We start from the raw sequence: 26,790 nt of genomic DNA, 5'->3' as shown, positions 1-26,790 counted from the left end.
AAGCAGATAAATAATGGCTATTTTGCACTGAAATCACCTTAACCAAGCGCAAATGGCGGCTAATACATTGAGTAGAAACAGGATAAAGGCTTTTATTCAGAGGTTCCCTAGATTAATGGTGAATAAAAGGTGTGATTCCACAGGTTCTCTGTGTTTATAATAGATACTAAAATTGAAAAGGGGTTGTTCATTATGACAATGAAAGATATTCGAAACTATATAAGCTGGAGGGTGGCTCTAAGTTAACCCTCCTATTGATGGAGGAAAGCTATGAGTAACATTACCTTAAAGAAAATCGATGCGTCAAATTTCATTGATTGCTTCCATTTAGAACTTGCGGTGGGACAAGAGAAGTACGTTTCAAATCCGATTCGCAGTCTCGCACAAGCGTATGTCTATTACAGCCAATGCGTGCCATTTGGCATATATGCAGAAGAAAAAATGGTTGGATATGTAATGGTCATCTATGATTATGATGAAGAAGTATATAATATTTGGCACATGATGATCGATCGCGCTTTTCAGGGGAAGGGGTACGGGAAAGGTGCGTTGCTGGAAGTGCTCAAATACATTGCCTCAAAACCCTTTGGAAGTTCAAAAACCGTTTTAATTACCTGTAATCCCCAAAATGAAGCGGCATATAGACTATATCGCCAAATTGGATTTACCGAAACCGGCAAAAGCGATGATGACGAACTGGAATTGGGCATAACCTTGGTAAATTCGCTCCCATATCATTGAATTTGTCGAGCGGTCCGGCCTGCATGACCGGACCGCTCCCTTCTGCGTGTTGTAAAACCGGCAGTCTTCTGTTATAATGGCATCTGTTGTCAATGAAAATAGGACCGGACATCCAATTCCGGTCGGAAGAATAGGAGTTTTTGCGTGTTCGAAGTCATCAAAACCGAAGGCCGTGCCCGGCGCGGCCAGTTTTCCTGTGCCCACGGCGAAATGGTTCAGACCCCGGTCTTTATGAACGTGGGGACCCAAGGGGCCATCAAAGGCGCGGTCTCGGCCCACGATCTCAAAGAGATCGGCTGCCAGATCGAGCTCTCCAACACCTATCACCTCCACCTGCGCCCTGGCGACGACGTAGTGCGGCAGATGGGCGGCCTGCACAAGTTTATGGACTGGGATGGACCCATCCTCACAGACTCCGGCGGCTTCCAGGTCTTTTCCCTCTCCGGGTTGCGGAAGATCACTGAGGAGGGCGTCACCTTCGCCTCCCACATCGACGGCCGGCGCATCTTCATGGGCCCGGAGGAGTCCATGCGCATCCAGTCCAATCTGGGCTCTGACATCGCCATGGCCTTCGATGAGTGTATCGAAAACCCTGCCACTTATGAGTACGTAAAACCCTCCTGTGAGCGCACTCTTCGCTGGCTGGAGCGATGCAAGGCTGAGCACGACCGGCTCAATGCTCTGCCGGGCACTGTGAATCCCCATCAGATGCTCTTCGGTATCAACCAGGGCGGCACCTATCCCGACCTGCGGATCTGGCACATGAAGGAGATCGCTAAGCTGGACTGCGACGGCTACGCCATCGGCGGCCTGGCAGTGGGTGAGCCTACTCAGACCATGTACGACATCATTGAGGCGGTGGAGCCCTATATGCCGGCGGACAAGCCCCGGTATCTCATGGGCGTAGGCACGCCCTCCAACATCATCGAGGGCGTGGCCCGCGGTGTGGATTTCTTTGACTGTGTCATGCCTGCCAGAAACGCCCGCCATGCCAAACTCTTTACCTGGGACGGCGCCCTCAACATCAAAAATGAGAAGTACAAGCTGGATGATCGCCCCATTGATCCAACCTGTAATTGTCCCACCTGCCGCTCTTTCTCCCGGGCCTATGTGCGTCACCTCTTTGTGGCGGGGGAGATGTTGGGCATGCGCTTGGCGGTGCTCCATAACCTTTGGTTCTACAATGAGCTGACCCGCCGTATCCGGGAAGCCCTGGACCAGGGGTGCTTTGCAGACTTCCGGGCTGAGTATAGCACCAGATTGGAACAGAGAGTATAAATTTTACAAAAGACTTGTCAAAAACGGCGGTTGACTGTATAATATATAAAGCTGTCCAAGCATAGCCTGAAACGAAGCAGGAATCAATCATTTGGAGGTAATGTCTTTTGGAATGGATGTCTACGATCGGTATGCTGGTGGTCATGCTGGCCATCTTCTATTTCTTGCTGATCCGGCCTGAGAACAAGAAGAAAAAAGAGCTGGCAAAGATGCGCAGTGAGCTGACCATCGGGGATGAGGTCACCACCATCGGCGGCATCATCGGTACCATTTGCGCGGTCAAGGAAGAGAGTATCGTTATTGAGACCAGCGCCGACCGGGTCCGGGTGGAGTTTGCCAAGTGGGCTATCTCTACCAAGGGCGCACAGACCACTGAGACCACCAAGTGAGTTAACTCCATAGCATGACAAGCACCCTCTTCGCATAGGCTTCATCAGAAGCGATGCGAGGAGGGTGTTTTTATGCGCAAAGCAGGGGAGGAGCAGGGTGTCAGATGGCTCCAGGTCATGACCGCCGTTCTGCTTGGCGGCCTATTGTCCCTGGCGGTGTGTTTAGCAGTTCTTCTGCTCTGTTCGATCGGCATTTCCAAGGGCTGGCTGGGAGAGACCTCCATGGATAAGCTGGCTATCGTCGCCTGTGTGCTGGGGGGCTTCTCCGGTGGTGTCCTGACGGTAAAACGCTGTGGCAGCCGGGCGCTTCTGTCCGGGCTGGCGGCGGGTGGCGCCTTTTTTCTTTTGCTCCTCACGGGTGGCCTGCTGTTCTTTGCCGACACAGTATCCATAGATCAGGGGGGACTGGGGCTTTTGTCCGGCTGTCTGTGCGGCGGAGCTGCCGCTGGTCTCCTGTGCGCCGGTCCGAAAAAGAAGCGGCGCAGAAGGTGAAGCAGGGAGGAGTGGAGGATGACATAATTGGACGGAGTGTCAACCCTTATGCAGGGTTCGTCAGTTGTCTGTTGTTTGGGTGAGAATTGTTGATTACATTTTGTATATCGTATAGTCCGCTCGGAAGATATACCAACTGTAAACGCCATATATAGATATAAATAAATACTAACAATCTATATATAGCGCTATCTAAAGATATGGAAGTACTTTTCCACCGCCTGCCACCCATATGTTTACATAACTTATTTTACATAATATGTTGTCATAATCAACAAAAATGAAAAAATATCCTGTCAAGTCATTGCAATGTGATGCGATGGAGTTTATAGTAATGTCTGTCGAAGGGACCGGGTGACGGTCCCTTTGTCAGGCATTTTTTAGAAATAACAACAATAAGGAGGCCAACGACATGGCCGGATTTGAGAATAAGGTGTTGGGCTTCATTGGTGCCGGGAATATGAACGGCGCTATCCTGCGTGGCGTTTTGGGACAGGGGCTTGTGATGCCGAATCAGGTATGGCTCTCCAACCGGCATGCAGAAAAGCTGGAGCCCTTTGCTGCCGAAGGGGTCTGCACTACCACGGACAATGCACAGGTGGCAGAACAGGCCGATCTTATCGTTCTGGGCGTAAAGCCGCAGATGTTCCCGGATGTGTTGCCGGAGATGGCTGGTCTAACCGCCGGAAAGTGTGTGGTCTCTATTGCCGCTGGCATCTCTTCTGACGCACTGCGGAGGGCTCTGCCCGGTGCCTTGGTGGTGCGTGCCATGCCAAATACCCCCTTGATGGTGGGTGTAGGCGCCACAGCGGTGGCCCAGGCAGAGGATGTGCCAGCCGAGCTGTTCCAGTCGGTCCTGAGCCTCTTTTCCGCCGCTGGTGCTGTGGCGGTCATCAAAGAGGAGCAGATGGATGACATCATCAACGTCAACGGCTCTTCACCGGCTTGGTTCTTCCGTATGGCCGACGTGATGGTCCGTCGGGCGGTCTCCGTGGGCATCGATGCCCAGACGGCCCTGACGCTCACAGCGAAAACCATGGAGGGTTCCGCCCGGTTGCTCCTGGAGTCCGGAAAGACTCCGGAGGAGCTTTGCCGCCAGGTGTGTTCCCCTGGTGGGACCACGCTGGCCTCTTTCTCTGCCTTTGAGGAACGGGATTTCGATGGTCTGATGCTGGATGCCATGGACCGCTGTACCCGGCGCTCAAAAGAGCTCGGAAAATAATCCTCCTATTTGATACGCTTGTCTCATATGCTTTCCACAAGGGGTGAGGGCATTGAGAAAGCGAATCGTCGGGTTTTGGGATATGCCGCCGGGCGGGATAACACCTGCTCTGTCAGTATTGTCTGTGGCGTTTGCTGTCGGGGCGCTGGTGGGGCTTTTGTTGGCGGCTCAGGTAGGAGGAGAGGGGCAGGAGAGCCTGAGCACCTATCTCCAGGCTTACCTGGCAGCGGCCAAGACCGGAACTACCACTCCGCCGGAACCGGCGGCCGCCATTTGGGAGGCAGTCCGCTGGCCGCTGCTCACCCTGCTGCTCAGCTTTACGGCTCTGGGGGTGATCGGTATCCCGGCCATCTTTGCGGTGCGCGGGTTTCTTCTCTCCTTTGCGGTGTCTTCTTTTGTACGTATCTTTGGAGGCGCCGGTGCTATTTTAGCCTTTTTCGCGTTCGGTTTTACAGGACTCATTTCTATGCCCGCCCTGTTTCTACTGGGCGTTCAGGGATTGCTCTCTGCCATGGAATTGGCCGGACGGATTCTGGTGGGCGGAAAGAGTCCACCGTCCTTACCGGGGCGGATTTTTTGGGTGCGCAGCGGGCTGTGTGCCGCCGCCTTGTCGCTCTCCGCCGCGTTGGAATGTTGGGCGGTGCCGGCCTTATTGGCCTCCGTGGCAGAGCTCTTTTGATTTTACGATTTGAGAGAAGGTAGGAGATCGGATGGATGAGATCAATGGCTATGAGGCCTATCTCAGGACAGAAAAAAAGGCCTCCGAAAACACTCTGAGCTCCTATCTGCGGGACGTGCGGCAGTTCGCGGAATACTGTGCCCAGGAGGGACTGGTGCTCACCCAAGTGAACCAGCCGGACGTAGAGGGATATGTTCGCTACCTCACCAGCCGGGGTAAGTCTGTGTCTACTGTGACCAGAGCGGCTGCATCGCTCAAATCATTCTATGGTTACCTGATCCGAGCAGGGGAAGCGGCCTCCAATCCGGCTCGGGGTGTAGCACCGGCCAGGGTGGAGCGAAAGCTGCCCCAGATCCTGACCAGCAAAGAGGTGGAGCTCTTTCTGGAGCAGCCGGAGCGAACCGATCCCAAGGGCTGCCGTGACCATGCCATGCTGGAACTTCTTTATGCCACCGGCATCCGGGTGAGCGAACTCATCGACCTCAATGTGGGTGATCTGAACCTGTCCGGTGGTTTTCTGCGCTGTGCCGGGAAGGGGAGAAGCAAGGAACGAGTCATCCCTCTGTACGCCGCCGCCATCCGAGCGCTTTCCGAGTATCTGAAAAACGTGCGTCCCCAGCTCCTAGAGTCCCCTGACGAGCCGGCCCTCTTTGTGAATATGACCGGAAAGCGCATGTCCCGGCAGGGCTTTTGGAAGATCATCAAGCACTACCAGGAGAAGGCTGGTATCCAGAAGGAGATCACCCCCCACACTCTGCGTCACTCTTTCGCCGCCCACCTGCTGGAAAATGGGGCAGACCTGCGCTCCATTCAGGAGATGCTGGGACATGCTGACATTTCTTCTACCCAGATTTATGCCCAATTGGTGAATCAAAAATTGAAGGACGTGTATATCAAGGCCCACCCCCGCGCATAATATAAAACATGAGGATGCTCAGGGATCCTTTCCTTCTAAAAGATAGAGCGCCCGGACAAACGTCCGGGCGCTCTATCTTGCCAGAGGAAGTTTTCCTGGTTGCGTCGGTCCACCTGCCGTGGTACAATAAAATATGTATAACCTTTGGAGGGTACCATGATCATTTTAGGCATCGATCCCGGCTTTGCCATTGTCGGTTTCGGGATTCTGGAATCGGAACGTGGGCGCCAGCGACTGGTGCGCTGCGGTGCCATCACCACGCCGGCAGGGCAGCCGCTGCCGGCCCGGCTGCTCCAGATTGAGGACGACATGGCCCAGCTTCTGTCCGTCTTCCGGCCCCAGGCCATGGCGGTGGAAGAGCTTTTTTTTAACAACAATGTGACCACCGGCATCGGTGTGGCCCAGGCCCGGGGTGTCATCCTGACGGCGGCGGAGCGGGCGGGGGTCCCCATCTTCGAGTACTCGCCCTCCCAGGTCAAACAGGCGGTGGCGGGCTACGGCAAGGCGGAGAAGCGGCAGGTCATGGAGATGACCAAGCGGCTCCTGGGCCTCCAGTCTGTCCCAAAACCGGATGACGCCGCCGACGCGGTGGCCATCGCCCTCTGTCACGCCCGGTCGGCCACCTCTCGGCTGGCCGCTCTGGACCCGGCCACCCCGGGCGGCGGGCGGTACGCCGTGCGCAGCAGAGGCTAGAACCTACATAAATAAGGCGGTAACACCATGTTTTACTATGTCAACGGAACCGTGGCCCATCTGGCGCCCTATCTGGCGGTCATCGACTGCGGGGGAGTGGGCTACGCCTGCCGCACCACCAACAACACCCTGGCCCGGCTGAAAAAAGGTGAGACGGCCAGGCTCTACACCTATCTGAACGTCCGCGAGGACGCCATGGAGCTTTACGGCTTCTTTACGGAGGACGAGCGCAACTGCTTCCAGCTTCTTATCGGGGTGTCCGGCGTAGGGCCCAAGGCGGCCCTGTCCATCCTTTCCTCCAGCACCCCTGAGACTCTGGCCATGAGTATCATCACCGGGGACGAGAAGGCCCTCACCGTAGCCCCCGGCATCGGCAAAAAAATCGCCCAGCGGGTCATCCTGGAGCTGAAGGATAAGCTGGCCAAGGGACAGATCACCCCCGGCGGGGAGAGCTACGGAGGCACCGGCGTCACCGTTATCCCGGAGAACAAGTCCTCCGAGGCTGCCGCCGCCCTGGCGGTGCTGGGCTACTCCACAGCGGAGATTGGCGTGGCCCTCAAGGGCATCGACCTGGATGCCCTGAGCCTGGAGGAGATCATCAAACAGGCCCTTAAAAAAATGGTGAAGGGATAGGGAAGGGGGAGCCTCGGTGGCCAAGCTGGAGCGGTATCTCACCGGAGACTTTGACAAACTGCTGGACTACCTCCACCGGGGCATCCTCAACGGCAGCGCCTCGGCCAGTTACGAGGACGGCAGCGATTACCAGAGCGCCGGCGGCCTGCGCTGCGCCGTCCGGGTCTATGAGCGGTACAGCGTGATTGGCGGAAACCGGGTCAGTCTCAATCTCACACTGGTGGAGGACAGCGAACGCCTCTTCCTGTCCGCCATCACCTCCGGCGGCAGCCAGGCGGTGCTCTTCAAGATCAATACCCTGGGGGAGGGCGCTTTTCTGGACTGTGTGGCGGAGCTGCTGGACGACTGGAGACCGGAGCCTGATCCCATGGGAAACGAAGGAGTAGCGGGAGAGAGGCGCCCGTGTCCCTGCTGCGGCAATTATACACTGCACATGCCGATAGGAAGCTACGAACTCTGTCCGGTCTGCTGTTGGACAGACGATTCCTGGGCAGCAGAGCACCCAAAGGAAATTGGAGATTACAACGAGGTCCCACTGGAGACAGCCCGCCGCAACTATCGAATATTCAGCGCCTGCACAGAAGCACTGCGCGACCAGACCCGTCCACCGGAGCCTGAGGAGTTGCCGGAAGTATATCTGCGGATTCATGAAACTGGTTCCTGAAAGGGAAGTGAAACTTTGAGCATTGATTTTTCTGACAGCGGCGGGTTTGAGACGGAAGCCCCCCTGGTGACCACGTCCCTCACCCGGGACGACGAGAATGAGGGCTCTCTGCGCCCCAAGACCCTTCGGGAGTATATCGGCCAGGAGAAGGCCAAGGGCAATCTGGAGGTCTTTATCCAGGCGGCCAAGATGCGCAACGAGCCCCTGGACCACGTACTGCTCCACGGCCCGCCCGGTCTGGGCAAGACCACCCTCAGCGGTATCATTGCCAACGAGATGGGGGTCAACATCCGCATCACCTCCGGCCCGGCCATCGAGAAGCCCGGCGACCTGGCCGCCCTCCTCACCAACCTGGCGGAGAACGATATTCTCTTCGTGGACGAGATCCACCGGCTCAACCGCTCGGTGGAGGAGATCCTGTACCCCGCCATGGAGGACTTCGCCATCGACATCATCATCGGCAAAGGGCCGTCCGCCAACTCCATCCGGCTGGATCTGCCCAAATTTACCCTCATCGGCGCCACCACCCGGGCAGGGCAGCTCTCCGCCCCTCTGCGTGACCGATTCGGCGTCACCCTGCGGCTGGAACTCTACACGCCGGAGGAGCTTTCCCGCATTGTCACCCGGTCGGCGGGCATCCTGGAGGTGCCCATTGAGGCGGACGGCGCCATGGAGATCGCCAAGCGCAGCCGTGGTACACCCCGAATCGCCAATCGGATGCTGCGGCGGGTCCGGGATTTTGCCCAAGTGAAGGCGGGGGGCGTCATCACCCGCAAGGTGGCCGACGAGGCCCTCACCGCCCTGGAGGTGGACCACCTGGGTCTGGACGCCATCGACCGGCGGATGCTCCGCAGCATCATTGAGCACTACGGCGGCGGTCCGGTAGGTCTGGAGACCCTGGCCGCCACCATCAACGAGGAGGCCGTTACCCTGGAGGACGTGTATGAGCCCTATCTCATGCAGATGGGCTTTCTCACACGGACTCCACGGGGGCGCTGTGTCACCCGGAGAGCCTATGAGCACCTGGGCCTGTCTATCCCTGGCGGGATGGGTATGGACCAACTGAGCTTCTGAGGTGCGTACCCATGCTGTTCTGGCTATTTTGCCTTTGCATGGATCTGCTGATCCCCGTCGTTATGCTTCTCCTGGGATGGCGCTTTCTGACCAGACCGCCCAAAACCATCAACGGCCTGTACGGCTACCGCACCGCCCGGTCCATGAAGAACCAGTCTACCTGGGACTTTGCCCACCGCACCTGCGGCAGACTGTGGTTCCAGCTGGGACTAATCCTGATGCCGATGAGCATCATCGCCATGTTGCCGGTGCTGGGCAGAGAGGCCGGTACGGTGGGCCTCTGGTGTGCTGCTGTCGCACTGATACAGACAGCAGTTCTGGTATGCAGTATTTTCCCCGTAGAGCGGGCGCTCAAGCGGCATTTTGACGATTTCGGAAGAAAGAGGTAATCACATATGGGTAAATTGTTTGGGACCGACGGTATCCGCGGCGTGGTCAACGCTGGGCTGGATGCCATGCTGGCATATAAGGTGGGCCTGGCCACGGCCCAGGTCCTCCGGGGAGAGGAGGGGCGCAAGCCCCTGGTCGCCATTGGCAAGGACACCCGAATCTCCTCCGATCTGTTGGAGGGCGCCCTCACCGCTGGTCTGTGCTCCGCCGGAGCCGACGTGCTCCATCTGGGCGTCATCCCCACCCCTGCCGTGGCATGGGTGACCGTGGACCGGAAGGCTGACGCTGGTGTGGTCATTTCAGCTTCCCACAACCCCTTCGAGCACAACGGCATCAAGATCTTCGATGGCCAGGGTTTCAAGCTCTCCGATGAGTTGGAGGGCCAGATCGAGGATCTGATCCTCTCCGGTGCGGTGGAGCAGATCCCCCTCAAGACCCATGATGGCATCGGCAAGGTCATTTATGCCGATGAGAGTGCCCGGAATGATTATATCGACCATCTGGTGTCCACCGTCCCGGCCGGGTTCTCCGGCCTGCGCATCCTGGCGGATTGCGCCAACGGCGCCTCCTCCGCCACCGCTCCCAGCCTCTTTGACCGTTTTGACGGTCTCCACTGCGACATCATCAATGCCGATCCTGACGGCGTGAACATTAACACCAACTGCGGCTCCACCCATTTGGAGGGCCTGGCCGCTATGGTAAAGGCGGGCAACTACGACCTGGGCCTGGCCTTTGACGGCGACGCCGACCGCTTCCTGGCCGTCAGCGAGGAGGGTGCCCCCATCGACGGCGATCAGATCATGGCCGCATGCGGCCGTTACCTCAAGGAGCAGGGAGCGCTGCCAGGTAACACCATCGTGGCCACCGTTATGTCCAATATCGGGCTCCACCGCTTCCTGGCGGAGAACGGCATGCAGGCGGTATGTACCGACGTGGGTGACCGGAATGTGCTGGAGCGGATGCTCAAGGACGGCTATGTCCTGGGCGGAGAGCAATCCGGCCATACCATCTTCCTCAAGCACGCCACCACTGGCGACGGACAGCTCACAGCCCTCCAGTTCCTGAGCATCCTCAAGGCCTCCGGACATAAGGCCTCTGAGCTGGTGGCCGACTGTCGCCAATACCCTCAGGTGCTGGTCAATGTGGCTGTGGCCGACAACGCCCAGAAGCAGGCCATCATGGCCTCCCCTGCACTGAAGGCGGCCATTGGGTCGGAGGAGAAGGGCCTGGCCAGCAACGGCCGTATCCTGGTACGCCCCTCCGGAACCGAGGCTCTGGTCCGGGTCATGGTGGAGGCCGAGACCGAGGCAACTGCCCAGGCCTGTGCCGACAGATTGGCAAATCTCATAAAAACCCTCTGATTTTATGGAAACCGCCAAAATAATCTGCATAAATACTTGACATTTAAGCTGCTTTTGCCCTATAATAAGCAAGGAGTCTTGGAATGAAATCAGCAGACACCGATCAAAATGCACTTCCGGACGAGACCCTCTGCATGCGGGCTGCCTCAGGTGACCGTATTGCGGAAGAGATCCTTGTGATGCGCTACAATCGCTTAGTGCGGATTTGTGCCCGGCCTTATTTTCTGGCGGGTGGCGACAGCGAGGATCTGATTCAAGAGGGGATGCTGGGTCTGCTGAGTGCTATCCGGGAGTTCCTCCCCGAAAGGGGAAGTACCTTTCGGACCTACGCCGAGACCTGTATTCGAAATCGGATCCTTTCCGCCATTCGGGCGGCAACCCGCGATAAGCACGATCCGCTTAACCACTATGTCTCTTACGAAACCCCTCTTTTTGATGGGAACACCGACCGTTATCCATTCACCGCATCCCGGCCGCCTCTGCAAAACCCTGAGGACATGTATATCAGCAGGGAGGAACGCCGGGAGCGTCTTGGGACGCTCAAGGGACAGCTATCCGGTTTGGAGGCAAAGATCCTGACGCTTTTTCTCCGTGGTTATTCCTATGCGGAGATTGCCGTTCAGGTTGAACGGTCCCCGAAAGCGGTGGACAACGCCGTGCAGCGCATTCGGCGCAAGGTGGCACGGCACATTTCTTCCGGCGATTTCAGCGAAGGCTGAACGCAATATATCAGTCCCAGCACGATCGGTTTATTCCGGACCTGGGCAAACAGTCAAAGAGAGGGAAAAGATCATGTACGAAGACAAGACACTTGTATGCAAGGAATGCGGCCAGGAGTTCGTGTTCACCGCCGGTGAGCAGGAGTTCTACGCTGAGCGTGGTTTCCAGAACGAGCCCCAGCGCTGCAAGGCCTGCCGTGATGCCCGTAAGGCCGCTGCCCGTGGCCCCCGCGAGTACTTCACTGCTACCTGCGCTGCCTGCGGCGGCGAGGCGAAGGTTCCCTTCGAGCCCAAGTCCGATCGTCCTGTTTACTGCAGCGAGTGCTTCGCCCGTATGCGGGAGGAGCAGGGCCGCTAAATTTCATACGGCTTGAAAAAGAGACGCCCTCGCGGCGTCTCTTTTTTCTTTTGCGGGAAATCGTACATTTCCTATTGAAAAATGCGGAATAATGGGGTATACTAAAGCATACCCAAATCCTAGCTTTTTGGAGGTTTATTTTTATGGCTACCATCACCAAGGATACCATCATTGGCGACATCCTGGACATTGCCCCGGAGACCGCTCCCGTGTTCCTGTCCATCGGAATGCACTGCCTAGGCTGCCCCTCTTCCCGCGGCGAGACCGTGGAGCAGGCCTGCATGGTCCATGGCGTGGATGTTGACGCTCTGCTGGAGAAGATCAACGCGCTGGTTCCTGCCGCCAACTGATGCAGCACAAAACGGAGCGGCCACCGCCGCTCCGTTTTTCTATGCTTAAAATTGATTCAGAAAGGGGAGAAGAGGGTGCGTCCCATTGAACTGACACCCAGACTGCTCTCTCTGGCCCGGCAGGTACCGGAGGGCGCCCGCTTTGCCGATATTGGCACCGATCATGCCCGGCTGCCGGTGTGGCTGCTGGAGCAGGGGATCATCCAAAACGCAATCGCCAGCGATCTGCGGGAGGGACCACTGGAACAGGCCAGAGAGACCGCCCGCCGCCACGCCCTGACGGAGCGGCTGTCCTTCCGCCTGGGAGGTGGGCTTGCTCCCATCCGGGGCGAGGAAGTGGATGTGTGCGCCATCGCCGGTATGGGCGGCGAGACCATCGCCGCTATTTTGTCAGCCTGTCCCTGGGCAGCATCGGCAGGCCACACCTTTCTTCTCCAGCCCATGACTTCGGTGGAGGAGTTGCGGAGCTGGCTATGGCGCAGCGGATTCCGTATCACCCAAGAGGCACTGGTGGGGGAGGGGAGGACCATCTATGTGATCATCACCGCCACCCCTGGCGCCATGGTGCCGCTGACACCCGCCGAGGAGTGGGCAGGGCGCCAGTATCGCGGCATGGAGTCGCCGCTGCGCGCATCCTACTTAGACCGTCTTGCCGGCCGGGTGGCGCACATGGTGGAGGGACTGCGGAACTCCACACGGCTGGGTGATCTTGAGAAATTACCTCAGTTGGAAGAAGTGCTGACGGGGCTGAATCAGATGAAGGAGGAATGGGACAAATGGCAGCTATAAAAGACGTATTCGAGTTTCTGGACGGCCTTGCGGCCTTTGATACCCAGATGGATTTTGACAACGCCGGTTTTCTGGTGGGCCGGAGTGACCGGAAAGTCAATCGCCTGCTGGTTTCCCTGGACATCACCGAGGAGGTGGTGGAGGAGGCCGGCTCCCTGGGCGCCGAGCTTATCGTCTCCCACCACCCGGTGATTTTCCATCCCGCCAGATCCATCACTGACCGGGACCCGGTGGGCCGGACTCTGCTGGCCATGACGGAAAAGGGCATCGCCACCATCTGTGCTCACACCAATTTGGATGCCGCTGTAGGTGGTGTCAACGACGCCCTGGCCGCCCGGCTGGGTCTCAGCGATACCGTGGTGCTGGAGCCCTCTGGCACCGACCGACTGGGCCGTCCCATTGGCATCGGTCGGGCGGGCAGCGTCGCCGATGACGCCCCCGCCTCCACGGCAGAGTATGCCGCTTTTGTAAAGCAAGCGCTGGGGGCCAACGGCGTACGGTATGTGGACGCCGGCCGTCCGGTGCAGCGGGTGGCGGTGGGAGGCGGCGCCTGCGGTGACATGGGCCATCTGGCCTTGGCCTTGGGGTGCGATACCTTCGTCACTTCTGATGTAAAGTATAACCAGTTCCTGGACGCCAGGGATATGGGCCTCAACCTCATCGACGCCGGACACTATCCTACCGAGAATGTGATCTGCCCCATTCTGGCCGACGCGCTCCGCAAGGCCTTCCCTGAGATGGAGATCACCCTTACCAAACGGCACAGAGAGGTATTTTCTTACTGCTAGGGCTTGCACAATAATTGCCTTTGTGGTACAATATTTTAGCATTTTTGAGAATTTAGAAGGGGACGAATCCAATGTCAGGACATTCCAAGTGGCATAATATTCAGAAGACCAAGGGCGCCGCCGACGCGAAGCGGTCTCAAATCTTTACCAAGATCGCCCGCGAGATGATCGTGGCGGTGAAGCAGGGCGGCAGCGGCGACCCCAACAACAACTCCCGTCTGGCCACCGTCGTCGCCAAGGCCAAGGCGGCCAATATGCCCAACGACAACATCAAGCGCACCATCGAAAAGGCTCTGGGCTCCGGCAACACCGACAGCTACGAGAACGTGGTGTACGAGGGCTATGGTCCCTCCGGCGTAGCTGTTATCGTGGATGCCCTCACTGACAATCGCAACCGTACCGCTCCCGAGGTCCGTCACCTACTGGACAAGTACGGCAAGGGCCTGGGTGCCACCGGCTGTGTGTCCTGGTCCTTTGACCGCAAGGGCGTCATTGTCATCGAGAAGGAAGACCTGGACGAGGATACCGTCATGATGGATGCCCTGGACGCCGGCGCCGACGATATGCAGGCGGAACAGGAGACCTTTGAGATCTACACCGATCCCGACGCCTTCGGCACTGTTCTGGCCGCTCTGGAAGAGAAGGGCTACACCTTCCTGCAAGCCGCCGTGGAGATGGTCCCTCAGAACTACGTCAAGCTGGAAAATGAGGAAGACATCAAGAATATGGAAAAGCTCATTGACCTCCTGGAGGAGAATGACGACGTGCAGAACGTCTGGCATAACTGGGATCAGGATTGAGCAAACATCAAAAGAGCCTGCCGATTTGGCAGGCTCTTTTCTTCACATGGCACATATTCAAAGTGGCGGCACAGCCATTTTCCCGCTCCGCTGCCCAGGACTATCGCAATGGGCAAGGGTAGGATGACAAAGAGCAGGAAGTAAACCAACGGATTCCAGAACGCGATGGACAGCAGCGTAAAACGGTCGGACAAGAGATCCACTGCGCCGTTGTAAAGACGCCAGAATAGCCAGACCGCTCCCAGCATGAGCAGCCATTCCACCCGGTCGTGCCAGGCGTCGATGTCTATATGACGGGTACAGGGGCCGTCATAGTCCGGGAGTGGCTGGTCTTTTACCTCAGCCTCCAGCAATGAGGCGTAGCTCTCCAAGCCGTCCGCTTGGGCGGTATCAATGCGTCTCAGCCGTTCAGAGGCATCGATAGCCTCTTGGAGCCGGCGCCTCAGAGCGAAAGCGGCGCCGGGGGCATTGTTTGGAAAGTCCTGTCCCATGGAGCGGATCTCATCGATGGTAAAGCCCGCCTTCCGCAGGATCCCGATGGCTCGGAGCCGCTCCACATCCGGCTCGGAAAAATCCAGCCAGGTACGGCCGCCCCGCCGCTGGGATTGCGGGTTCACCAGTTGCTCCTGAACATAGAACCGCACCGCCCGTTCCGTCAGTCCGGTGGCCGCACACACTTCTTTCATCTTCATGGCTGATGCCTCCCTTTGAGAGAAGTGTACCATCTGACGTAAGGGAAGTGTCAAGCTTATTTCTGAAAAATCAAAAAGAGAGCCCGGAGCGCTGTGCTCCGGGCTCTCATATCGCAAGCAAGCCTGTAAGCCGGGTTCTGTCCTTTAAGACAGCCATCTATCTAGACGCGCCGTTGCCAACGCGTTCCAGCCACCTCCATGGGACGGCCGGGCCGGCCATATGTCCCTCCACGGTGTTGCTCCGGATAGAGTTTACAGCGATGGGCAGTCTCCAGCCATCGGGTGAGCTCTTACCTCGCCTTTCCACCCTTACCTCGTCGGCGCAGAGCCAACAAGGCGGTATCTCTCTGTTGCACTTTTCCTAGGGTCGCCCCCGGCGGATGTTATCCGTTATCCTTGCCCTACGGAGCCCGGACTTTCCTCATGGACGGCCTTTCGGCACTGCCCACGCGGCTGTCCAGCTTACTTGCAGATGGTTATTATATCTCATCCATCGGCCGATGTCAATTCGATTGAAATATTCACATTTATCGTCTATAATATATAACGACTTGGCGTGCGGTGCCGACGGCCCGTTTGCTGCTGCGTCTGACTGGAGAACCGAAAGGGGAAATGGCTATGCCGACCACCATTCAAGAATATTTGGCGGGACTCAAGGGAAAATCCGTCGCCGTTATCGGCATTGGCGTGTCCAATACGCCACTGATCAAGATGCTCTTGCGGGCAGGGATCAAGGTCACCGCCTGCGATCGGAATCGCCGTGAGGACTTCGGCGGGCTCACCGAGGAGCTGGAGAGCCTGGGTGCCGAGCTGCGGCTGGGCCCCGACTATCTGAAGGGGCTGGACCACGACGTGATCCTCCGCACCCCCGGCATGCGGCCCGACGTGCCGGAGCTACTGCTGGCGCAGGCCAAGGGCAGCGTCATCACCTCCGAGATGGAGGTGTTTTTCCAGGTCTGCCCCTGCCACACCATCGCCGTCACTGGCAGTGACGGCAAGACCACCACGACCACTATCATCGCCAGCCTGCTCCGGGAGGCGGGCTATCACACCTTTGTGGGCGGCAATATCGGAAAGCCCCTGCTGGCCGACGTGGACGGCATGGAGCCCGACGACTACGCCGTACTGGAGCTCTCCTCCTTCCAGCTCATGACCATGGACCGGAGCCCCGACATCGCCGTGGTCACCAACCTGGCGCCCAACCACCTGGACGTCCATAAGTCCATGGAGGAGTATATCACTGCAAAGGAAAATATCTTTACCCATCAGTCCCCACAGGGAAGGGCCGTCTTCAACTTTGACAATGAAATCACCCGGAATTTTGCGGAGTCCGCACCGGGCCGTGCGGTATTCTTCAGCCGCCGGCAGGCCCTCAGCGAGGGCGTCTGCCTGAGGGACAACGCCATCTGGGTGGTGTCTCCGGAGGGCTCCCGGCTGGTGCTCCCCCTGGAGGACATCCTGTTGCCCGGCGATCACAACGTGGAAAACTACATGGCGGCCATTGCCGCCGTGGACGGGCTGGTGCCCGACCAGGTGATCCGGAATTTCGCCTCCAAATTCGCCGGTGTGGAGCACCGCATCGAGCTGGTACGCACCCTCAACGGCGTGCGCTACTACAATGACTCCATCGCCTCCAGCCCCTCCCGTACCATTGCCGGCCTGCGCTCCTTTAAGGAGAAGGTCATCCTCATTGCCGGCGGCTACGACAAGCACATCCCCTTCGACGTACTTGGCCCTGAGGTGGTGGAGCATGTGAAGTACCTCATCCTCACCGGAGATACGGCGGACCGGATTGCCGACGCCATCCGGAGCTGTCCGGCCTACCACGGCGAACCGCCCATCTCCAAGTACGAGGACTTCAACGCCGCCGTCCTGGCCGCCCACAGCATGGCACAACCGGGGGATGTGGTCATCCTCTCGCCGGCCTGTGCCTCTTTTGATCACTTTAAGAATTTTGCACAGCGGGGCGAGGCTTTTAAAAAGATTGTTTATGAACTTTAAGTCCCTCGGGGCAGAACGCGGTTTTCCGCGGAAAGGAGTGGAATATTTGGACACAAGAGAAGTTTTGGGCCGCCTGAGCGCCATGGCCGGGCCCTCCGGCTTTGAGCGCATGGTGGCCATGCAGGCCGCCGACCTGATGCGGCCCTTTCTGGACGAGGCCAACGTGGATCGCTTCGGCAACGCTGTGGGTGTGCGGCTGTGCGGCCGCCCCGGTGCGCCCCGGCTGCTGCTGGACGCCCATCTGGATGAGATTGGTCTCATCGTCACCGGAATTGAGGAGGGCTTCCTCCGTTTTCGCACCATCGGTGGGGTGGACCCCCGGATGCTGCCCGACCGGGAGCTGACTGTGCTGGCCGATACCCCCATTCTGGGCGTGGTGGCCTGTCTGCCGCCCCACGTGCTCAAGGCGGAGGACAAGAAGAAGTCCATCCCCATCGACGAGCTCCGGGTGGACATCGGCATGAGCCAGGAGGAGGCCCAGCGCCGGGTGCCCATCGGCACTCCCATGGTATTCCGGGGCAGTTGCTTTGATCTCATGAACGGTAAGGTCTGCGGCAAATCCATGGACGACCGCTCCTGCTTTACCATTCTGCTGCGGACAGCGGAGCTCCTCCGGGACAAAACCCTGGATGTAGATCTTTACATCATGGGCAGCACCCGTGAGGAGGTGGGCGGTGCCGGCGCCAAGGTGGGGACCTACAGCCTCCACCCGGACTGCTGCGTGGCGGTGGATGTAACCCACGCCAAGACACCGGACAATCCCAAGGGGCGGCGCAGCGGTACCGGTGGCGGACCTCAGATCGGCGTCGGTCCCAATATGACTCGCTGGATGACTGAGCGTATGGTGTCCAAGGCCAAGGCCCTGGGGATTCCTTACGACCTGGAGGTTATGGAGGGCCACACTGGCACCAACGGATGGCACATGCAGATTGTCCGAGAGGGGATCGCCACCTCGGTGATCTCTTTGCCTTTGAAGTATATGCACAGCCCCATTGAAGTGCTGGACTTAGCAGATATCGAATCCTCGGCGGCATTGCTGGCCGCCTTTGCGGAAAACCTGGGTAAGGAGGCGAAGGAACTGTGCTGAACCTGGTCAAGGAACTCTGCCTCCTCAACGGCGTCTCCAGCGGTGAGGACGAGGTGCGTGACTACCTGATGGAGCGGTGCCGGCCCTATGCCGCCTCCATGCGGGTGGACGCTCTGGGCAATCTCATCGTTTTCAAGCAAGGGGAGAAGCACACGGGGAACAAGCTCATGCTCACCGCCCACATGGATGAGGTGGGCTTCATCGTCAACGACATCACCGAGGACGGCTATCTGAAATTTGCCCCTGTGGGCGGGATCGATCCCCGGGTGGTCATCGGTAAGCGGGTGAGCGTGGGCCGGGGACGCATCCCAGGGGCCATCGGACTCAAGGCCTACCACCTGGTCAGCACCGAAGAGGAGAAGAGGGTCCCCGACTTTGAGGACCTGTATATCGATATCGGCGCCAAGGACCGGGCCGACGCCGAGCGTGTCACGGCTCTGGGTGATCTGGTGGCCTTTGAGAGCGACGCCGTGGAGTTCGGCTCCGGCATGCTCAAGGCCAAAGCCCTGGATGACCGTGTTGGCTGTGCCGTCATGCTCAAGCTCATTGAGGAAGAGTTGCCCATGGACTGTACCTTCGTCTTCTCCGTTCAGGAGGAGGTGGGCACCCGGGGCGCCTTCGGCGCTGCCTTTTCCGTCACGCCGGAGATCGCCCTGGTACTGGAAGGAACCACGGCAGCCGATCTTCCCGGAACTGATGAGCACCGTCGGGTGGCCATCCTGGGAAAGGGCCCTGTGCTCTCCTTCATGGACAACGGCACCATCTACGACCGTGCTCTCTTTGAGCAGCTGCGGGAGCTGGCGGAAGAGCACGATATTCCGTGGCAGACCAAGAACTACCTCTCCGGCGGCAACGACTCCTCGGCCATCCAGCGGACCAAGGAGGGCGTCTGGGTGGCGGCGGTGTCCACTCCGGTCCGGTACCTGCACGCTCCGTCCGGCGTGATCTGCTGCCAGGATCTCACCCATGCGCATACGCTGGTCAAACATTTTATCGAAGCCATGGCGGCCTCGTGATACAGGAGGATAGAACAGTATGGATCTTTTGAAGACGCTTCAGGCCCTCAATGCCTGCCATGGCCCTGCCGGTGACGAGTCCGAGGTGGCCGATGTGCTGGAGAAGCTGGCCATGCCCTTTGTGGACGAGTGCCGCCGGGACACCATGGGCAATCTCATCGCCCACAAGAAGGGGAGTGGGTCCCGGGTAATGTTTGCCGCCCATATGGACTCCATCGGCTGCATCGTCACCTATATCGAGAAGGAAGGGTATCTCCGTTTTGGCAAAGTAGGTGGGCTGCATGCCCCTGATCTCATAGCCACCCCAGTCCGCTTCAAGAACGGTGTCCGTGGTGTCATCTGTCTCAGTGAGTCGGTGGACCCCAAGGATATGACACTGGACGACCTCTATATCGACATCGGCGCCCATGACGCCGATGAGGCCGGCGCTATGGTCAAGATTGGCGACACCGCCGTCTATGATACCCCTACCTACGCCGTAGGGGACCGCCTGGTCTCTCCCTACATGGACAACCGCATCTCCTGCCTGGTACTGCTGATGGCCATGGAGGAGCTCCAGAATAGCGACAATGACCTGTACTTTGTCTTTACCACCCAGGAGGAGGTTGGGCTCCGGGGCTCCAAAACCGCCGCCTATGCCATCGACCCCGATTACGGCATCGCCGTGGATGTGACGGTCTCCGCAGATGAGCTGGGAAGCAAGCACACTGGCAGCAGCAAGCTGGGTGGAGGTGCCGCCATCAAGGTGATGGACACCTCCGTAATCTGCCACCCCCAGATGGTCTCCAAGCTGGAGGCTCTGGCCAAGGAGCGGGGTATCCCCGCTCAGATGGACGTGATCAAGGCCGGCGGTACCGATGCTGGCAGCATCCACGTCAGCAAGATGGGCGTCCTCACAGGAGGCATCTCCATTCCCTGCCGCTACACCCACAGCCCCCAGGAGATGGTGGACCGGGGAGATGTGGAGGCCTGCGCCCGTCTGGTGGCCGCCTTCGCTGAGGCAAGCCTGTAACTATGGACGTGGTGCTGGATTCCATCTCAGCGGAAGAACTGGTTTGGCTGCGCAGCTTAGAGGATGAAGATGGTTTTGATACGATGACCTGCCGTCCCATCCGTCTGCGGAGCAGGGAAGAAAAGCTAAAGCTGTATCAGTCAGCTCTGGATGAGCCAAATACTGTTATTTTGGGCCTGTGGACCTCTGATAAAAAACATCTGATTGGTAAATTGACCGCGTCAGATTGGAATCCTAGAAATCGCAGTATGGAAATAGGCTATTACCTCTGCCCAGAATGGCGTGGAAAGGGGTATATGAGGTACGCATTGCAGACCTTCTGCCGCATGCTGTTCTTGGATCAAGATTGCAATAAAGTGATGGCCCAAACCGGAGCGTTTAATTTTTCATCGATCCGTCTCCTGGAATCCTGCGGATTTCGGAGAGATGGGGTCCTGCGGCAGCACCATGAGAAAGACGGTATCCTCTATGACGATTTTTTATTTAGCCTTTTGTCAGATGAATGTATAAAACCATTGGAAAGCAGAGAGTGAAAAGGAATATGCCATTACAGATAAGTGACCGTGTCCGGGAACTGGGTCGGAAAGCTCAGGCCGACCTGGGAGATCAGTTCGCCCGTATCGACGCCATTGCAGAGGAAAACACGCAGAAGGTCCTGGCGGCCTTTCAGAAGCATCGGGTGGCGGAGGCCTACTTTGCCGGCACCACCGGCTATGGCTACGACGACCTGGGCCGGGACAAGCTGGAGGAGATTTACGCCGACATCTTTGGTACGGAGGACGCTCTGGTCCGTATCGGCTTTGTCAACGGTACCCACGCTATCTCCTGCGCTCTGTACGGCGCCCTGCGGCCAGGGGACACCTTGGTCTACGCCGTGGGGGCGCCCTATGACACCATCCAGGGTGTCATAGGTATCACGGATAAGGGCTTTGGATCGCTGAAGGACTATGGTATCAACTACCGACAAGTAGAATTGGTTGACGACAAGCCCGACCTGGAAGGTATGGCCAGGATGGTCCGGGAGGACCCCACCGTGAAGGTGGTCATGATCCAACGCTCCAAGGGCTATGCCACCCGGGCGTCCTTGTCCGTGGAGGATATTGGGGAGATGTGCCGGGTCATCAAAGCCGCCAACCCCAACGTGGACGTCCTGGTCGACAACTGCTACGGTGAGTTTGTGGAGACCCTGGAGCCCACCCAGGTGGGGGCTGACTTGGTGGTGGGTTCCCTCATCAAGAATCCCGGCGGCGGCCTGGCTCCCACCGGCGGCTATATGGCCGGGCGGAAGGACCTCATCGAAAAGGCCTCTTACCGTATGACGATCCCCGGTATCGGCCGGGAGTGTGGCTCCACGCTGGGCAACAACCGTCTACTCTATCAAGGACTTTTCCTTGCCCCCCATACCACCGCGCAGGCGGTGAAGACGGCGGTCTTTGCCGCCCGGATTATGGAGCTACTGGGCTATGAGGCCGAACCCTCCTCCCAGGCGGTCCGCCACGACATCATCCAGATGATCCATCTGGGCAATCCCGAGGCCGTGAAACGCTTCTGCAAAGGCATCCAGAAGGGCGCCCCGGTGGACTCCTACGTGACTCCAGAGCCCTGGGACATGCCCGGTTATGATTCCCAGGTCATCATGGCGGCGGGGGCCTTCATTCAGGGCGCCTCCATTGAGCTCTCTGCCGACGCTCCCATGCGGGAGCCCTACACCGTCTACCTCCAAGGTGGCCTTACCTATGAGAGCGGCAAGGCCGGCGTACTCCTGGCGGTGGAGGAGCTTTTACAGGACTGATACGAGCCATTGCCCGCATAGAGTTGCCATAGGAGGTGACTGCTATGCGGGCTTGGTATGGTCGGCCATTTCGCCGCTGTCGTTCCCGCCGGAAGGGAAGGGACCTCTGGCTGGCCGGGCTTTTCGGTGTCCTGCTGGCGCTGGGCTTCATTTTCAGCCTGGAGCTGCGACTCCGACCGGTGGTGGAGACCATGGCGAAGGCTAAGGTGACCAATTCTGTTACCCAGTTACTGGATGGTGTCGTTACGGCTGAGATCCAGTCCAGAGCCATCACCTACAGCGACCTCATTACCGTGGAGAAGGATGATACCGGCCGTATCACGGCTCTCACCAGTAATATGGCGGCGCTGAACGACCTGCGCACCAGTATTCTGAGTGATGCGGTGGCGGCGGTGGATCAGATCGATGCCCAGAGCCTGTCCATCCCGGTGGGGAACCTGACAGGGATCAATTTCTTTTCCGGGCGGGGCTTTGACCTGCCTGTAGATGTGATGTCTGTGGGGACCGCCCACGCCGTGTTCCAGAGCCAGTTCTTCGATGCCGGCATTAACCAGACCCGGCACCAGATCCTGCTGCAGGTGACGGTTGACCTGGATATCCTGCTCCCCGGAGGGGATTTGCCAGCCGAGGTCAGCACCCAGGTCCCGGTAGCCGAAACTATCATCGTGGGCAGTGTTCCGGATACCTATGTGGAGCTTCCGACCATTCAGGATGGCGAGGGATCGTAAGTATTTTTTAAAAAAGAGTCTTCTCCCACGTGTTAGAATGAGAAAAAACCTGGGAGGGAACAATTCTATGTGGTCTGTTTTGGAGGAAGTGGCGGGCGATGTGTTCCGCTATGTGGTTCAGATGCTGCCCTGCGCCTTTGCCAGTGCCGTTTTGTTTTTTGTTCTGCTTCCTATCCGCCGCCACTGTCTGGCCCGCCGGGGCCTAAAAAGCCCGGTTCTGCGGGAGGGAACGCTTCTGGTCTTTGTCCTCTTCTGTGCCGGGCTGGCCGCCCTGACCATCTTTCCCTCCAATCTGTGGAGCTTTGTGATTGCCCCAAACCGCTGGCCGGATGGGATTACTTTCTGGAGTTTCTATCCCACCATGGAGGAACTTTCTACCCGGCTCCAACGCCTCCCGGAGGAGCTACCCCGGCTTCTGACCCCCTTTCCCGGCGGCATCGCCTACCATTTTCACAGCTATTGGAGCGCCTTTCTTTTTCTGGGGAATGTGGGAATGTTTCTGCCCATCGGCTTTTTTACCGCTCTGCTCTGGCGGCAGGGGAGTCTGTGGCTCTCCACACTGACGGGCTTTCTAGCCTCTCTGAGCATCGAGACCATCCAACTGTTCATCGACCGGGGCACCGATCTGGATGACCTGATCCTCAACACGGTGGGCGCTGCCGCCGGCTATCTGCTATACCGGCTGCTGCGCGCCATCACCCCCGGATTTGCAGCAAAATTCACTTGTGTAAAGGTGTGATCCCTTCGTGGACGAGATCCAAGAAATCCAGGACCTGCGCCGTGAGCTGGAGCAGGCCAACTATGAATACTACGTATTGGACAACCCCGCCATGAGCGACTACGACTTCGACCACAAGCTCCGCCGTTTGGAGGAGCTGGAGGCCGCCCATCCGGAGCTGGCCAGTCCGGACTCGCCCACGCAGCGGGTAGGAGGCAAGGTGGCCGAGGGCTTTGACGAGGTGGTCCACCGGGTTCCTCTGGAGAGCCTTCAGGACGTATTCTCCCTGGAGGAGCTGGGCGAATTCGACCAGCGGGTACGGGAAGCCCTGCCCGATGGGGTGGAGTACGACGTGGAGCCCAAGGTGGATGGCCTGTCTGTGGCTCTGGAGTATGAAAATGGCATCTTTGTCCGCGGTGCCACCCGGGGCGACGGTCTGGTGGGGGAGGACGTTACGGAAAACCTCAAGACCATCCGCTCCATCCCTCTGCGCCTGCCGGAGGCCCTGCCTTCGCTGATCGTGCGGGGAGAGGTCTTCATGCCCCGTCAGGTCTTTGAAGAACTGAACGCCGAGGCGGAGCTCCAGGGAAAGCCCCTCTTTGCCAATCCCCGGAATGCAGCCGCCGGCTCTTTGCGCCAGCACGATCCCAAAATCGCCGCTCAGCGCCGGCTGGACATCCGGGTCTTCAACGTCCAGTGGGCGGAAGGGCGGACCTTCACCACCCACAGTGAGTCCCTGGACTACCTGGTGAGCCAGCGCTTCAAGGTCATTCCCCATGAGAGCTGCTCCGATATTGCCAGCGCGGGAGAGTGCATCCGCCGCATGGGTGATGAGCGCGAGAGCTATCCCTTCGATATCGACGGAGCGGTGGTGAAGGTCAACAACCTTGCGGACCGGGATCGTCTGGGCTCCACCGCAAAATTCCCTCGGTGGGCCGCCGCCTTCAAATATCCCCCGGAGCAGAAGGAGAGCGTTGTGGAGGACATCGTGGTCCAGGTGGGCCGGACGGGGGTCCTTACACCGAAAGCGGTTGTAAAGCCAGTTCGCCTTGCAGGTACCACCGTCACCAACGCCACGCTCCACAACCAGGATTTTATCACGGAGAAGGACATTCGCATCGGTGACACAGTGCTGGTCCAGAAGGCGGGGGAGATCATTCCCGAGATCGTGTCCGTCATCAAAGAGAAGCGTCCGGAGGGCACCGAGCCTTATTTCCTGCCCAAGACCTGTCCTGTCTGCGGCGCGCCAGTGGAGCGGGACGAGGACGGCGCCCACATCCGCTGCACCGGCGCGGAATGCCCTGCCCAGCGTCTACGCCATCTGGTCCACTTCGCCAGCCGGGACGCCATGGACATTGAGCACTTGGGTCCTGCCGTGGTGGAGGCCCTGGTGGGTGCCGGCCTGGTGAAGGGCCCCGGCGACCTCTACCATCTGAAGGCGGAGGATGTGGAACAGCTGGAGCGCATGGGCAAGAAGAGCGCCGAGAATCTGATCGCCGCCATTGAAAAATCCAAATCCGCCGGCTTGGGCCGCCTGCTCTTTGCCTTCGGCATCCGTCAGGTGGGGCAGAAGGCGGGAAAGGTGCTGGCCGCCCGATTTGGCACTTTGGACGCCCTCATAGCCGCCGACGCCGAGACCCTCACGGCCGTGCCTGACATCGGCGCCATCACGGCCCAGAGTCTGATGGAGTGGTTCCAGAGCCCACAGAGCCGCCATCTCATTGAGACCCTCCGGGAGGCCGGTGTGTCTTTTGACAGCACCGAGGCATCGGTGGGAGAGGCCCTGGCGGGCAAGACCTTTGTCCTCACTGGCACGCTGGAACATCTAGGCCGGAAGGAGGCCACAGAGCTCATTGAGGCCCAGGGGGGTAAGGTGTCCGGCTCCGTATCCAAGAAGACCAGTTACGTGGTGGCGGGGGAGGCCGCCGGCTCCAAGCTCAAGAAGGCCGCCGAGCTGGGCATTCCCGTGCTCACGGAGGCTGAACTTCTGAGCCTGCTGGAGGGGAGCTCCACCTAACGTAGTCACAGCCCTCATGGGGCGTGTCTCAGTCGAGACACGCCCCATGCGTTTTCTCAATTTTCAGTCAAAGGGGCGTTTTATATGATCGTGCTTCTGTGTGTGGACAAAAAGAATGGAATGGCCTTCCATCAGCGTCGGCAGAGCCTTGACCGGGCGGTGCGGGCGGATATTTTGACCATGGCCGCCGGGAAACCGATCTGGATGACCCCCTATTCCGCCCGGCAGTTCATCGAGCCGGAGGCCGTGATCCAAATATCTGAGTCACCTCTGTGCCAGGCCGGGGAGGGAGCCCTCTGTTTCATGGAGTTCCCGCCCCTGTCCCCCGACCTGGACCGGATCGAAGCTCTGGTGCTCTACCGGTGGGATAGGGTCTACCCCGCCGACCAGTGGCTGGATCTGGACCTGAAAGCGGGATTTTGGCTGGCCTCCAACTGCGATTTCTCCGGCTACTCCCATGAAAAAATCACGAAAGAGGTTTACCAGCGATGAAACGAATCCAAGCGATCCTACTAGCCATGGCGATGCTCTGTACATTGCTGCTCAGTGGATGTGAAGGTATAACACCTTCCTCTATTTCCGTATCTTACTCCTTGGACGACCTGCCCGCCTACAACGGCGAACCCTATGTGACGGTCAACGACAACGAACCCTTCTTCACCCAGGAGGATGTGACCACCAATTCCTATGAGACCTACAGCGATCTGGACGCGCTGGGCCGCTGCGGTGTGGCCTGGGCCAATGTGGGGATCGACCTGATGCCCACGGAGGACCGGGGGAGCATCGGCCAGGTGAAGCCCTCCGGCTGGCAGACCGTCAAGTATGACATTGTGGATGGGAAATACCTTTACAATCGTTGCCACCTCATAGGATTCCAACTCACCGGCGAGAATGCCAATGAGAAGAACCTCATCACCGGCACCCGCTATCTGAACATAGACGGTATGCTGCCCTTTGAAAACCAGGTGGCCGACTACGTCAAGGAGACCGAAAATCATGTGCTCTACCGGGTGACCCCCATCTTTCAAGGAGATGAGCTGGTGGCCCGGGGCGTCCTCATGGAGGGCTTGAGCGTGGAGGACGGAGGCGAGGGCATCTGCTTCTGCGTCTACGCCTACAACGTCCAGCCGGGGATCGTCATCGACTACGCCACCGGCAACAGCTGGCTGGAGGGGAAGGATACCCAAACCCAGGAGACTTCCAACTCCAGCGGGGGCACCGCTTATGTCATCAACACCAACTCCGGCAAATTCCATCTGCCCACCTGCTCCAGCGTGGAGGACATGTCCCCCAGTAATCGTCAGGACTTTGTGGGAGACCGGCAGGAGCTTCTGGATCAGGGATACACCCCCTGCAGCGTCTGCAAACCCTGAGGGATTGAGATCGGGAGG

Annotated in this window: 31 protein-coding genes and 1 other RNA gene; 30 read left to right on the top strand and 2 right to left on the bottom strand. The window is 58.6% G+C overall.

Features of this window, described 5'->3' with window-relative positions:
• Window positions 1–270 precede the first annotated feature (270 nt).
• The 19 genes from ACTNBK_RS03850 (at window position 271) to ACTNBK_RS03760 (ending at window position 14,336) form a co-directional block, all read left to right on the top strand.
• The gene (locus ACTNBK_RS03850; protein ID WP_441143767.1) at window positions 271–741 is read left to right on the top strand and encodes a GNAT family N-acetyltransferase; all 471 of its coding nucleotides are present in this window, start codon (window positions 271–273) and stop codon (window positions 739–741) included.
• A 144-nt stretch (window positions 742–885) separates the two neighbouring features.
• Window positions 886–2,019 carry a tRNA guanosine(34) transglycosylase Tgt gene (tgt, locus tag ACTNBK_RS03845; RefSeq protein WP_441143765.1) on the top strand — a complete coding sequence of 378 codons (1,134 nt, stop codon included), beginning with the start codon at window positions 886–888 and terminating at the stop codon, window positions 2,017–2,019.
• Window positions 2,020–2,135: 116 nt separating this feature from the next.
• Complete coding sequence (gene yajC, locus ACTNBK_RS03840) at window positions 2,136–2,408, top strand: preprotein translocase subunit YajC (protein WP_441143771.1); 273 nt, start codon at window positions 2,136–2,138, stop codon at window positions 2,406–2,408.
• 72 nt (window positions 2,409–2,480) lie between these two features.
• Complete coding sequence (locus ACTNBK_RS03835) at window positions 2,481–2,900, top strand: TIGR04086 family membrane protein (RefSeq protein ID WP_441143763.1); 420 nt, start codon at window positions 2,481–2,483, stop codon at window positions 2,898–2,900.
• Window positions 2,901–3,312: 412 nt separating this feature from the next.
• Window positions 3,313–4,122, top strand: coding sequence for a pyrroline-5-carboxylate reductase (gene proC / locus ACTNBK_RS03830; protein WP_441143761.1), 810 nt, complete (start codon window positions 3,313–3,315; stop codon window positions 4,120–4,122).
• A gap of 43 nt (window positions 4,123–4,165) precedes the next feature.
• Window positions 4,166–4,801 (top strand): hypothetical protein, encoded by a 636-nt coding sequence (locus tag ACTNBK_RS03825; RefSeq protein ID WP_441143759.1) that lies wholly within the window; start codon window positions 4,166–4,168, stop codon window positions 4,799–4,801.
• Between the two features lie 31 nt (window positions 4,802–4,832).
• The gene (gene xerD / locus ACTNBK_RS03820; protein ID WP_441143757.1) at window positions 4,833–5,717 is read left to right on the top strand and encodes a site-specific tyrosine recombinase XerD; all 885 of its coding nucleotides are present in this window, start codon (window positions 4,833–4,835) and stop codon (window positions 5,715–5,717) included.
• Window positions 5,718–5,873: 156 nt separating this feature from the next.
• A complete protein-coding gene (gene ruvC / locus ACTNBK_RS03815; RefSeq protein ID WP_441143755.1) occupies window positions 5,874–6,410 on the top strand; it encodes a crossover junction endodeoxyribonuclease RuvC in 537 nt (178 codons plus the stop codon).
• A gap of 27 nt (window positions 6,411–6,437) precedes the next feature.
• A complete protein-coding gene (gene ruvA / locus ACTNBK_RS03810) occupies window positions 6,438–7,043 on the top strand; it encodes a Holliday junction branch migration protein RuvA (protein ID WP_441143753.1) in 606 nt (201 codons plus the stop codon).
• Window positions 7,044–7,059: 16 nt separating this feature from the next.
• The gene (locus tag ACTNBK_RS03805; protein ID WP_441143752.1) at window positions 7,060–7,707 is read left to right on the top strand and encodes a DUF6054 family protein; all 648 of its coding nucleotides are present in this window, start codon (window positions 7,060–7,062) and stop codon (window positions 7,705–7,707) included.
• Between the two features lie 15 nt (window positions 7,708–7,722).
• Window positions 7,723–8,781, top strand: a complete 1,059-nt coding sequence (gene ruvB, locus ACTNBK_RS03800; protein WP_441143750.1) for a Holliday junction branch migration DNA helicase RuvB — start codon at window positions 7,723–7,725, stop codon at window positions 8,779–8,781.
• Between the two features lie 11 nt (window positions 8,782–8,792).
• Entirely contained in the window at window positions 8,793–9,170 is a 378-nt protein-coding gene (locus tag ACTNBK_RS03795; protein WP_441143748.1) for an SdpI family protein, read from the top strand.
• Window positions 9,171–9,176: 6 nt separating this feature from the next.
• Window positions 9,177–10,532, top strand: coding sequence for a phosphoglucosamine mutase (glmM, locus tag ACTNBK_RS03790; RefSeq protein ID WP_441143747.1), 1,356 nt, complete (start codon window positions 9,177–9,179; stop codon window positions 10,530–10,532).
• Between the two features lie 83 nt (window positions 10,533–10,615).
• Complete coding sequence (locus ACTNBK_RS03785) at window positions 10,616–11,251, top strand: sigma-70 family RNA polymerase sigma factor (RefSeq protein WP_441143745.1); 636 nt, start codon at window positions 10,616–10,618, stop codon at window positions 11,249–11,251.
• A 73-nt stretch (window positions 11,252–11,324) separates the two neighbouring features.
• Window positions 11,325–11,609, top strand: coding sequence for a zinc-ribbon domain containing protein (locus ACTNBK_RS03780; protein ID WP_204741194.1), 285 nt, complete (start codon window positions 11,325–11,327; stop codon window positions 11,607–11,609).
• A gap of 143 nt (window positions 11,610–11,752) precedes the next feature.
• Window positions 11,753–11,959: a DUF1858 domain-containing protein gene (locus ACTNBK_RS03775; protein WP_294512239.1), complete on the top strand. Its 207-nt coding sequence runs from the start codon at window positions 11,753–11,755 to the stop codon at window positions 11,957–11,959.
• Between the two features lie 75 nt (window positions 11,960–12,034).
• The gene (locus tag ACTNBK_RS03770) at window positions 12,035–12,748 is read left to right on the top strand and encodes a tRNA (adenine(22)-N(1))-methyltransferase (protein ID WP_441143743.1); all 714 of its coding nucleotides are present in this window, start codon (window positions 12,035–12,037) and stop codon (window positions 12,746–12,748) included.
• On the top strand, window positions 12,736–13,536 hold the full coding sequence (locus tag ACTNBK_RS03765; protein ID WP_441143741.1) for a Nif3-like dinuclear metal center hexameric protein: 801 nt from the start codon (window positions 12,736–12,738) through the stop codon (window positions 13,534–13,536). The genes ACTNBK_RS03770 and ACTNBK_RS03765 overlap by 13 nt, the downstream gene beginning before the upstream one ends.
• Before the next feature lie 71 nt (window positions 13,537–13,607).
• The gene (locus ACTNBK_RS03760; RefSeq protein WP_441143739.1) at window positions 13,608–14,336 is read left to right on the top strand and encodes a YebC/PmpR family DNA-binding transcriptional regulator; all 729 of its coding nucleotides are present in this window, start codon (window positions 13,608–13,610) and stop codon (window positions 14,334–14,336) included.
• Here ACTNBK_RS03760 and ACTNBK_RS03755 read toward each other — a convergent pair.
• Both ACTNBK_RS03755 and rnpB read right to left on the bottom strand, forming a co-directional pair.
• A complete protein-coding gene (locus ACTNBK_RS03755; protein ID WP_441143737.1) occupies window positions 14,327–15,028 on the bottom strand; it encodes a MerR family transcriptional regulator in 702 nt (233 codons plus the stop codon). The genes ACTNBK_RS03760 and ACTNBK_RS03755 overlap by 10 nt on opposite strands.
• Window positions 15,029–15,138: 110 nt before the next feature.
• Window positions 15,139–15,497, bottom strand: an RNA gene (gene rnpB, locus ACTNBK_RS03750) — RNase P RNA component class A.
• A 149-nt stretch (window positions 15,498–15,646) separates the two neighbouring features.
• Here rnpB and murD point away from each other — a divergent pair.
• The 11 genes from murD to ACTNBK_RS03695 all read left to right on the top strand — a co-directional run bounded on the left by murD (window position 15,647) and on the right by ACTNBK_RS03695 (window position 26,772).
• A complete protein-coding gene (gene murD, locus ACTNBK_RS03745; RefSeq protein WP_441143735.1) occupies window positions 15,647–17,029 on the top strand; it encodes a UDP-N-acetylmuramoyl-L-alanine--D-glutamate ligase in 1,383 nt (460 codons plus the stop codon).
• Window positions 17,030–17,075: 46 nt separating this feature from the next.
• Window positions 17,076–18,116 (top strand): M42 family peptidase, encoded by a 1,041-nt coding sequence (locus ACTNBK_RS03740; RefSeq protein ID WP_441143733.1) that lies wholly within the window; start codon window positions 17,076–17,078, stop codon window positions 18,114–18,116.
• A complete protein-coding gene (locus tag ACTNBK_RS03735) occupies window positions 18,110–19,132 on the top strand; it encodes a M42 family metallopeptidase (RefSeq protein WP_441143732.1) in 1,023 nt (340 codons plus the stop codon). Before ACTNBK_RS03740 ends, ACTNBK_RS03735 begins: the two co-directional genes overlap by 7 nt.
• Window positions 19,133–19,151: 19 nt before the next feature.
• Window positions 19,152–20,144, top strand: coding sequence for a M42 family metallopeptidase (locus ACTNBK_RS03730; protein ID WP_441143731.1), 993 nt, complete (start codon window positions 19,152–19,154; stop codon window positions 20,142–20,144).
• Between the two features lie 2 nt (window positions 20,145–20,146).
• Window positions 20,147–20,677, top strand: coding sequence for a GNAT family N-acetyltransferase (locus ACTNBK_RS03725; RefSeq protein ID WP_441143730.1), 531 nt, complete (start codon window positions 20,147–20,149; stop codon window positions 20,675–20,677).
• A gap of 8 nt (window positions 20,678–20,685) precedes the next feature.
• On the top strand, window positions 20,686–21,936 hold the full coding sequence (locus ACTNBK_RS03720; RefSeq protein ID WP_441143729.1) for an aminotransferase class I/II-fold pyridoxal phosphate-dependent enzyme: 1,251 nt from the start codon (window positions 20,686–20,688) through the stop codon (window positions 21,934–21,936).
• A 44-nt stretch (window positions 21,937–21,980) separates the two neighbouring features.
• Window positions 21,981–22,664 carry a sporulation protein YunB gene (gene yunB / locus ACTNBK_RS03715; protein ID WP_441143728.1) on the top strand — a complete coding sequence of 228 codons (684 nt, stop codon included), beginning with the start codon at window positions 21,981–21,983 and terminating at the stop codon, window positions 22,662–22,664.
• 67 nt (window positions 22,665–22,731) lie between these two features.
• The gene (locus ACTNBK_RS03710; RefSeq protein WP_441143726.1) at window positions 22,732–23,403 is read left to right on the top strand and encodes a VanZ family protein; all 672 of its coding nucleotides are present in this window, start codon (window positions 22,732–22,734) and stop codon (window positions 23,401–23,403) included.
• Window positions 23,404–23,410: 7 nt separating this feature from the next.
• A complete protein-coding gene (ligA, locus tag ACTNBK_RS03705) occupies window positions 23,411–25,399 on the top strand; it encodes an NAD-dependent DNA ligase LigA (protein ID WP_441143724.1) in 1,989 nt (662 codons plus the stop codon).
• A gap of 84 nt (window positions 25,400–25,483) precedes the next feature.
• A complete protein-coding gene (locus ACTNBK_RS03700) occupies window positions 25,484–25,891 on the top strand; it encodes a hypothetical protein (RefSeq protein WP_441143722.1) in 408 nt (135 codons plus the stop codon).
• Window positions 25,888–26,772 carry a DNA/RNA non-specific endonuclease gene (locus tag ACTNBK_RS03695; RefSeq protein WP_441143720.1) on the top strand — a complete coding sequence of 295 codons (885 nt, stop codon included), beginning with the start codon at window positions 25,888–25,890 and terminating at the stop codon, window positions 26,770–26,772. The genes ACTNBK_RS03700 and ACTNBK_RS03695 overlap by 4 nt, the downstream gene beginning before the upstream one ends.
• Window positions 26,773–26,790: the final 18 nt, after the last annotated feature.

The organism is Intestinimonas sp. HCP28S3_D6 (genome assembly GCF_052065695.1).
Taxonomy (GTDB): Bacteria; Bacillota; Clostridia; order Oscillospirales; family Oscillospiraceae; genus Intestinimonas.
The sequence above is the reverse complement of the archived record's forward strand: the minus strand, read 5'-3'. Positions and strand labels throughout refer to the sequence as shown.